The following is an 8,059-nucleotide window of genomic DNA, read 5'->3' as shown; positions in this document are numbered from 1 at the left end:
AATGGGTGATGGCGTGCCTTTTGTAGAATGAACCGGCGAGTTACGATTCCATGCAAGGTTAAGCTGAGAAAGCGGAGCCGCAGCGAAAGCGAGTCTGAATAGGGCGAATGAGTATGGGGTCGTAGACCCGAAACCAGGTGATCTACCCATGTCCAGGGTGAAGGTCAGGTAACACTGACTGGAGGCCCGAACCCACGTATGTTGAAAAATGCGGGGATGAGGTGTGGGTAGCGGTGAAATTCCAATCGAACCTGGAGATAGCTGGTTCTCTCCGAAATAGCTTTAGGGCTAGCCTCAAACGAAAGAATCTCGGAGGTAGAGCACTGTTTGGACGAGGGGCCCATCCCGGGTTACCGAATTCAGACAAACTCCGAATGCCGATGATTTATGTTTGGGAGTCAGACAGTGGGTGATAAGATCCATTGTCGAGAGGGAAACAGCCCAGACCACCAGCTAAGGTCCCCAAGTATCTGTTAAGTGGAAAAGGATGTGGCGTTGCCCAGACAACCAGGATGTTGGCTCAGAAGCAGCCATCATTTAAAGAGTGCGTAATAGCTCACTGGTCGAGTGGCGCTGCGCCGAAAATGTACCGGGGCTAAACAGATCACCGAAGCTGTGGATTGACGCAAGTCAATGGTAGGAGAGCGTTCCAAGGGCGTTGAAGCTGGACCGGAAGGACTGGTGGAGCGCTTGGAAGTGAGAATGCCGGTATGAGTAGCGAAAGAAGGGTGAGAATCCCTTCCACCGAATGCCCAAGGTTTCCTGAGGAAGGCTCGTCCGCTCAGGGTTAGTCAGGACCTAAGTCGAGGCCGATAGGCGTAGACGATGGACAACAGGTTGATATTCCTGTACCACCTCCCCGCCGTTTGAGTAATGGGGGGACGCAGTAGGATAGGGTGAGCACACAGTTGGTTGTGTGTCTAAGCAGTGAGGCGGAAAACGAGGAAAATCCCGTTTTCATCTAACGCTGGGCTGTGATGGCGAGGAGAATTGTCTCCAGAGTCCCTGATTTCACACTGCCAAGAAAAGCCTCTAGCGAGGCGGGAGGTGCCTGTACCGCAAACCGACACAGGTAGGCGAGGAGAGAATCCTAAGGTGATCGAGAGAACTCTCGTTAAGGAACTCGGCAAAATGACCCCGTAACTTCGGGAGAAGGGGTGCTCTGGTAGGGTGAATAGCCCGAGAGAGCCGCAGTGAATAGGCCCAGGCGACTGTTTAGCAAAAACACAGGTCTCTGCAAAACCGTAAGGTGACGTATAGGGGCTGACGCCTGCCCGGTGCTGGAAGGTTAAGAGGAGGGGTTAGCGCAAGCGAAGCTCTGAATTGAAGCCCCAGTAAACGGCGGCCGTAACTATAACGGTCCTAAGGTAGCGAAATTCCTTGTCGGGTAAGTTCCGACCCGCACGAAAGGCGTAACGATCTGGGCACTGTCTCAACGAGAGACTCGGTGAAATTATAATATGCGTGAAGATGCGCATTACCCGCGACAGGACGGAAAGACCCCGTGGAGCTTTACTGTAGCCTGATATTGAATTCCGGTGCAGCCTGTACAGGATAGGTAGGAGCCTTTGATTCCGGAGCGCCAGCTTCGGAGGAGGCATTGGTGGGATACTACCCTGGCTGTATTGGACTTCTAACCCATGCCCGTGATCCGGGCAGGAGACAGTGTCAGGTGGACAGTTTGACTGGGGCGGTCGCCTCCTAAAGAGTAACGGAGGCGCCCAAAGGTTCCCTCAGAATGGTTGGACATCATTCGTAGAGTGCAAAGGCATAAGGGAGCTTGACTGCGAGACCTACAAGTCGAGCAGGGTCGAAAGACGGGCTTAGTGATCCGGTGGTTCCGCATGGAAGGGCCATCGCTCAACGGATAAAAGCTACCCCGGGGATAACAGGCTTATCTCCCCCAAGAGTCCACATCGACGGGGAGGTTTGGCACCTCGATGTCGGCTCGTCGCATCCTGGGGCTGTAGTCGGTCCCAAGGGTTGGGCTGTTCGCCCATTAAAGCGGCACGCGAGCTGGGTTCAGAACGTCGTGAGACAGTTCGGTCCCTATCCGTCGCGGGCGCAGGAAATTTGAGGAGAGCTGTCCTTAGTACGAGAGGACCGGGATGGACATACCGCTGGTGTACCAGTTGTCTTGCCAAAGGCATCGCTGGGTAGCTATGTATGGACGGGATAAATGCTGAAAGCATCTAAGCATGAAGCCCCCTTCAAGATGAGATTTCCCATTACGCAAGTAAGTAAGATCCCTCAAAGAAGATGAGGTGGATAGGTCTGGGGTGGAAGCACGGCGACGTGTGTAGCTGACAGATACTAATCGATCGAGGACTTAACCTATTATTGAAAAGCGGAAGCAGCCGTTTAGATGCGGCAGGCATAAGGCGAAGACGTGCAGTGGTGCTCTTTACCACGAAACAGCTTTGACTTATGGCCCGAGCATCTGGCCGCTGAAGCTGGACAAAATGAAAAGCTAAATCGACCGTCTAGATACGACAGGCATAAGACGGATTGGCGAAGCGACGGTTTTTGTCGCGCAGCCAAGCTGACTTATGACCCGAGCATCTGGCCGCTGAAGCTGGACAAAATGAAAAGCTAAATCGACCGTCTAGATACGACAGGCATAAGACGGATTGGCGAAGCGACGGTTTTTGTCGCGCAGCCAAGCTGACTTATGACCCGAGCATCTGGTCGATTTAGCTGGACAACACGAAAAGCAGAAACAGTTACTTGAACAACCCAATGTCTTTTATCCAGTTTTGAGTGAATAATTTTACTCAAAAAAATTAAAAATAACACTTGCATTTTGAGTGCCATGTGTTATAATAGTAAATGTCCGCTAAAAGGACAAGTCTGGTGACGATAGCGAAGAGGTCACACCCGTTCCCATACCGAACACGGAAGTTAAGCTCTTCAGCGCTGATGGTAGTTGGAGGTTTCCTCCTGTGAGAGTAAGACGTCGCCGGGCAATTCTTTTCTAAAGATCGAAAATTTCTATACATAAGATCATGCAGAATCGATAAAAATTATACCCAGGAGGATTAGCTCAGCTGGGAGAGCACCTGCCTTACAAGCAGGGGGTCGGCGGTTCGAGCCCGTCATCCTCCACCATATTTTCTACACTTGCCGGTGTAGCTCAACTGGTAGAGCAACTGACTTGTAATCAGTAGGTTGAGGGTTCAAGTCCTTTCGCCGGCACCACTTTGTACGAGCCGTTAGCTCAGTTGGTAGAGCATCTGACTTTTAATCAGAGGGTCACAGGTTCGAATCCTGTACGGCTCACCATTTTTTAAGTAACATATATGCGGGTGTGGTGGAACTGGCAGACACGCTAGACTTAGGATCTAGTGCCTTCGGGCGTGGGGGTTCGACTCCCTTCACCCGCACTTTAATGCGGAAGTAGTTCAGTGGTAGAATACGACCTTGCCAAGGTCGGGGTCGCGGGTTCGAATCCCGTCTTCCGCTTTTACATCCTTGCCGGGGTGGCGGAACTGGCAGACGCACAGGACTTAAAATCCTGCGGTAGGTGACTACCGTACCGGTTCGATTCCGGTTCTCGGCACCATTTTCATAATATGCGCCCGTAGCTCAATTGGATAGAGCGTCTGACTACGGATCAGAAGGTTGTGGGTTCGACTCCTGCCGGGCGCGCCATATTATATATAATTTACATAGTCGGGAAGTAGCTCAGCTTGGTAGAGCACTTGGTTTGGGACCAAGGGGTCGCAGGTTCGAATCCTGTCTTCCCGACCACTTATGGGGCCTTAGCTCAGCTGGGAGAGCGCCTGCCTTGCACGCAGGAGGTCAGCGGTTCGATCCCGCTAGGCTCCACCAATATCTTATAAACTGACTAATACTAATTGTGGCGGCGTAGCTCAGCTGGCTAGAGCGTACGGTTCATACCCGTAAGGTCGTGGGTTCGACCCCCTCCGCCGCTATCTATGGACCTTTAGCTCAGTTGGTTAGAGCAGACGGCTCATAACCGTCCGGTCGCAGGTTCGAGTCCTGCAAGGTCCACCAGTTTACTTAAATTACGGAGGAATACCCAAGCCCGGCTGAAGGGATCGGTCTTGAAAACCGACAGGGGTGTTAAAGCCCGCGGGGGTTCGAATCCCTCTTCCTCCGCCATTAATTATTTAAATCATGCTTGACAGTAAAAAGTTATTATGTTAAAATAATATAGGCTTATCGAGAATAATTTCAATATTTATATTATCGCGGGGTGGAGCAGTGGTAGCTCGTTGGGCTCATAACCCAAAGGTCGTAGGTTCAAATCCTGCCCCCGCAACCAAGGTCCCGTGGTGTAGCGGTTAACATGCCTGCCTGTCACGCAGGAGATCGCGGGTTCGATTCCCGTCGGGACCGCCATTTTATAAAAAGTATTACAATGTGGCTCAGTAGCTCAGTCGGTAGAGCAAAGGACTGAAAATCCTTGTGTCGGCGGTTCGATTCCGTCCTGAGCCACCATGAATGCGGGTGTAGTTTAGTGGTAAAACCTCAGCCTTCCAAGCTGATGATGAGGGTTCGATTCCCTTCACCCGCTCCAAAATGGGCCTATAGCTCAGCTGGTTAGAGCGCACGCCTGATAAGCGTGAGGTCGGTGGTTCGAGTCCACTTAGGCCCACCATTCCGCAGTAGCTCAGTGGTAGAGCAATCGGCTGTTAACCGATCGGTCGTAGGTTCGAGTCCTACCTGCGGAGCCAATTATTTATGGGGAAGTACTCAAGTGGCTCAAGAGGCGCCCCTGCTAAGGGTGTAGGTCGCGAAAGCGGCGCGAGGGTTCGAATCCCTCCTTCTCCGCCATATATTTTGGCCCCTTGGTCAAGCGGTTAAGACACCGCCCTTTCACGGCGGTATCACGGGTTCGAATCCCGTAGGGGTCATACTGAAAAGGTTCCTTGCACAATTGTGTAAGGAACCTTTTTTTTATAATACATGTATAACTAATAAATTGAGGTTGTACATTTTATAACGTTGGTGAAAAAAATCATCTCCTCTCATCTATAGAGAGAAGGTGATGGAATTCACTAACGTTATGTTTATTTAAAAATAGAAAACAAGTGAAATTCCCTGTAGAATAAGGGTCGACCAAAACCATCATTCAGAGGGGAATCCACTTGTCTATTTCCAATGATAGTAAAATATTAATCGATATTCAAGACTTACATATTATATTTGAAGAAGAGTGTGTAAAAAAGCACTTACAAAGATCAATCTTGTAAATATATTACTGGATTATTGACTTACACACCGCTATATTACGAACAGTGCGGTATGGAAAACATTGAGTGCTCAGTTTATAAAAATGGTACTCAATTATCTCGAAATACTCTCTCTTTTACAGGAATTTATCCAACTTATTTACTTTTAAAGGAACAGCGCTTTAAGTGCAAAATTTGTGGGAGTAGCTTCACGGCCAAAACGCCCATTGTTGAAAAAAACTGCTATCTTTCTATAAACGTGAAAACACACGTAGTCATCAAATCAGCGGAAGTGCAGTCTTTAACTTCTATTGCACAAGACTGTTCTGTTTAGCCTACGACTGTCCAACGCGTTATTAATCAAGCGGCAGGACAATTGAAGCCCTACCATTCCTAATTACCGAAACACTTATCTTTTGATGAGTTCAAATACGCAAAAGGAAGCATGGCTTTTGAGTGCATCAACGTTGTCATGGGAGATATTCTCGATAACCGAAACAATCGAACCATTAGAAACCACTTTCTCAACAATTATAGTGTAACGGATCGTCGAAACGTTGAAACGGTGACCATTGATATGAATGGAGTGTATGTAAGTGTAATCAAAGAATTATTCCCACAAGCAAAGATTATTATTAATCGATTTCATCTCGTTCAATTAATCAATCGTTCGATGAATAACTTCAAACTTAAGCCGATCCCTCGCAGTGTCGATAAAAACAAAACAACCTGTCCTTCAAGCAACTTAAGCTGCTTGGAGGACAGGTTCATCATTCAAATTAGGTCAGCTAAATACTCTCACCTACGTTATTTGACAAAGAACCTAAATTGAAGATCACAAGAATGAGAGCGAAATACACTCTTGTGATAAGTCTTTCTTTTTGTTTATTACTTATCGTCTTCTATATAACTATCACCTTTGTGATATGGGATATCACCTATAGGGGATTCTATTCCTTCTTCATCCAAGGTTTCTTCGTATTCTTCTACAACTTCGTTGCGAATGAATCCTGCTGGATCTCCTGAAATATCCGACACCGCAAATTCTTCATATTCTTCAGTAGCTTCATCATCTTCTTCTACATAAAGATCTTCATAATCCCGATTGGCATTCCCAATAAAGTCTGAAGGTGTTTCTGATGTGCCCGACTTCGCAATTTCCTGAAAACTATCCTCATGATCTCTCGCAGCACCCGAGCGACGGTCAGCGAAAGAGTTCGGCTCTGCCATAATTAGTATGTCATCTTCTGCAGGACGATCATCGGGAATGGCTTTTTCTGCATGTTCAATACAGACCGTAGTGTAAGGAATCGCTTCTAGACGCTCGTAGGGGATTGGTTGTTGACATTCTTCGCACACACCATATGTGCCTTCTTTGATCGCTTGTAGCGCATGCTGTACTTTCTGTAACTCATCTTCCGCGTGAGTATTTAACGCAAGATCCTTTTCACGTTCATATAATTCTGTTCCCATATCGGCTGGGTGATTATCGTACATTGATAGTTCTCCACTATCTTCTTGTACAGACTTACTTATTTCTGTTTCATTACTAGTTTCTGACAAGTGTTCTTCCATCGTTTCTAATTCTTTTTTCAAACTCGCGATTTGTTGTGTAGTTAACAATGTATTCACAACCCTTTCTATACAGCATTTTTATAATTCTTGATTGTACAACTGTTATTATTTCAGGTATTCCCTTAGTTCATGTAAAAGTAAACATTTCCAACAAAAAACGCCCACTATTTATAGTGTGGGCGTTTGTAGAAAGTTTATTCAAATGAAATGAGCGATAAGAATGCCAATACCTAGTAGCAATCCGAATAATGTATTTGTTACACCTGTATTCTTCATTGCAGGCATAACTTGGATGGGTTGTTCGTATGTTCTAAACGTTTTTATTGCGTGCACTGGTTTAGGAATGCTTAGTAATACTAGTAATGCCCATGCAGATACTTGCTTAGTTAGGACTAAAATAATAATCCAAAGATAAGATGTTATAAAAAATGTGGCTAAAATAGTTACTGCAGTGGAACGACCGGTTAGAATCGCTAGAGTTTTGCGACCGCCTTTCGTATCTTGAACGATATCACGTATATTATTCGCTAACATGATGGCTCCTACTAGTAACATACTCGGTACAGATAAAAGTATGGCGTTTCCTGTAACGGTACCTGTCTGAATGTAGAATGCGATTAAAATCAATAACATCCCCATGACGAATCCTGAGACTAGTTCGCCAAAAGGTGTATAAGCGATAGGATAAGGACCTCCCGTATATAGATAACCGATTAGCATAGCGATCGAGCCGACAACTGCAAGAAGCCAAGAAGTTTCCATGCAAATATATATGCCAAGAATGACAGATAAACCATATAACAGTAAAGCTAAATTCAATACGGTTTTTGGCTGGACGCCGTTCCGTACAATTGTACCGCCAATTCCAATCGAGTACTCGTCATCTAAACCACGCTTGAAATCATAGTACTCATTAAACATATTTGTAGCCATCTGCAGGAATAGACTGGCTGTCAACATAGCTAGAAAGAGCGGAAAATGTAAAGGGCCGTATTGCAATGCGATCATTGTACCTAAGAAAACAGGAGCAAATGCCGCCGTTAATGTATGAGGTCTCGTTAGCTGCCACCAAACACGCCAGCCGGTATCTGTTTCAATTGTGTGTTGCACGTCTAATCTCTCCTTAAATAGTCATCATAGGCCATTATACAACAAAAACAACCGATTAGGTACGTTGAGAGAGCTGTTACATGCAATTGTCGAATGAGCACAATCATTGGGAGACATTATCATATTACGTCAGACGTTCGTTGTGATAGAATAGAGATACTTAACGTCTGCGGAGA

The 8,059-nt window shown here is 46.5% G+C and carries 3 protein-coding genes, 20 tRNA genes and 2 rRNA genes (1 of these 25 cut by a window edge); 23 read left to right on the top strand and 2 right to left on the bottom strand.

Translation table 11 applies throughout. The annotated features are described in order from the left end of the window. The 23 genes from DV702_RS07925 to DV702_RS17330 all read left to right on the top strand — a co-directional run. Window positions 1–2,337: ribosomal RNA gene (locus DV702_RS07925) — 23S ribosomal RNA — on the top strand (it extends 590 nt beyond the left edge of the window). Between the two features lie 512 nt (window positions 2,338–2,849). Further along, a 5S ribosomal RNA gene (rrf, locus tag DV702_RS07920) occupies window positions 2,850–2,965 on the top strand. A gap of 67 nt (window positions 2,966–3,032) precedes the next feature. Then, a tRNA-Val gene (locus tag DV702_RS07915) sits at window positions 3,033–3,108 on the top strand. A 14-nt stretch (window positions 3,109–3,122) separates the two neighbouring features. Then, window positions 3,123–3,198, top strand: a tRNA-Thr gene (locus DV702_RS07910). A gap of 8 nt (window positions 3,199–3,206) precedes the next feature. After that, window positions 3,207–3,282: transfer RNA gene (locus tag DV702_RS07905), tRNA-Lys, on the top strand. Between the two features lie 19 nt (window positions 3,283–3,301). Next, a tRNA-Leu gene (locus DV702_RS07900) sits at window positions 3,302–3,383 on the top strand. A 7-nt stretch (window positions 3,384–3,390) separates the two neighbouring features. Beyond that, a tRNA-Gly gene (locus tag DV702_RS07895) sits at window positions 3,391–3,462 on the top strand. Between the two features lie 11 nt (window positions 3,463–3,473). Continuing rightward, window positions 3,474–3,562, top strand: a tRNA-Leu gene (locus tag DV702_RS07890). Between the two features lie 12 nt (window positions 3,563–3,574). Next, window positions 3,575–3,651 (top strand) — tRNA-Arg (locus DV702_RS07885). 22 nt (window positions 3,652–3,673) lie between these two features. Beyond that, window positions 3,674–3,750: transfer RNA gene (locus tag DV702_RS07880), tRNA-Pro, on the top strand. A gap of 5 nt (window positions 3,751–3,755) precedes the next feature. Then, window positions 3,756–3,831: transfer RNA gene (locus DV702_RS07875), tRNA-Ala, on the top strand. A gap of 30 nt (window positions 3,832–3,861) precedes the next feature. After that, window positions 3,862–3,935, top strand: a tRNA-Met gene (locus tag DV702_RS07870). Between the two features lie 5 nt (window positions 3,936–3,940). Beyond that, window positions 3,941–4,017 (top strand) — tRNA-Ile (locus DV702_RS07865). A gap of 15 nt (window positions 4,018–4,032) precedes the next feature. Beyond that, window positions 4,033–4,125: transfer RNA gene (locus tag DV702_RS07860), tRNA-Ser, on the top strand. Window positions 4,126–4,213: 88 nt separating this feature from the next. Then, window positions 4,214–4,288 (top strand) — tRNA-Met (locus DV702_RS07855). Between the two features lies 1 nt (window position 4,289). Next, window positions 4,290–4,365: transfer RNA gene (locus DV702_RS07850), tRNA-Asp, on the top strand. 23 nt (window positions 4,366–4,388) lie between these two features. Beyond that, window positions 4,389–4,464 (top strand) — tRNA-Phe (locus DV702_RS07845). Window positions 4,465–4,469: 5 nt separating this feature from the next. Next, window positions 4,470–4,543 (top strand) — tRNA-Gly (locus tag DV702_RS07840). A gap of 4 nt (window positions 4,544–4,547) precedes the next feature. Then, a tRNA-Ile gene (locus DV702_RS07835) sits at window positions 4,548–4,624 on the top strand. A 1-nt stretch (window position 4,625) separates the two neighbouring features. Further along, window positions 4,626–4,700 (top strand) — tRNA-Asn (locus DV702_RS07830). 9 nt (window positions 4,701–4,709) lie between these two features. Next, window positions 4,710–4,800 (top strand) — tRNA-Ser (locus tag DV702_RS07825). Window positions 4,801–4,808: 8 nt separating this feature from the next. Then, a tRNA-Glu gene (locus DV702_RS07820) sits at window positions 4,809–4,880 on the top strand. Between the two features lie 763 nt (window positions 4,881–5,643). After that, complete coding sequence (locus tag DV702_RS17330) at window positions 5,644–6,030, top strand: transposase (RefSeq protein ID WP_114924270.1); 387 nt, start codon at window positions 5,644–5,646, stop codon at window positions 6,028–6,030. 56 nt (window positions 6,031–6,086) lie between these two features. Here the strand turns inward: DV702_RS17330 and DV702_RS07810 are convergent, their stop codons facing one another. Next, the gene (locus tag DV702_RS07810) at window positions 6,087–6,830 is read right to left on the bottom strand and encodes a TraR/DksA C4-type zinc finger protein (protein ID WP_240315701.1); all 744 of its coding nucleotides are present in this window, start codon (window positions 6,828–6,830) and stop codon (window positions 6,087–6,089) included. A gap of 141 nt (window positions 6,831–6,971) precedes the next feature. After that, window positions 6,972–7,883 (bottom strand): 1,4-dihydroxy-2-naphthoate polyprenyltransferase, encoded by a 912-nt coding sequence (locus DV702_RS07805; protein WP_114924268.1) that lies wholly within the window; start codon window positions 7,881–7,883, stop codon window positions 6,972–6,974. Window positions 7,884–8,059 lie beyond the last annotated feature (176 nt).

The organism is Sporosarcina sp. PTS2304 (assembly GCF_003351785.1).
Lineage (GTDB): Bacteria > Bacillota > Bacilli > Bacillales_A > Planococcaceae > Sporosarcina.
The sequence above is the reverse complement of the archived record's forward strand: the minus strand, read 5'-3'. Positions and strand labels throughout refer to the sequence as shown.

Coding starts and splice junctions, on each gene's coding strand:
- DV702_RS17330 (WP_114924270.1), top strand. CDS start 5,644: ATGGCTTTTGAGTGCATCAACGTTGTCATGGGAGATATTCTCGATAAC.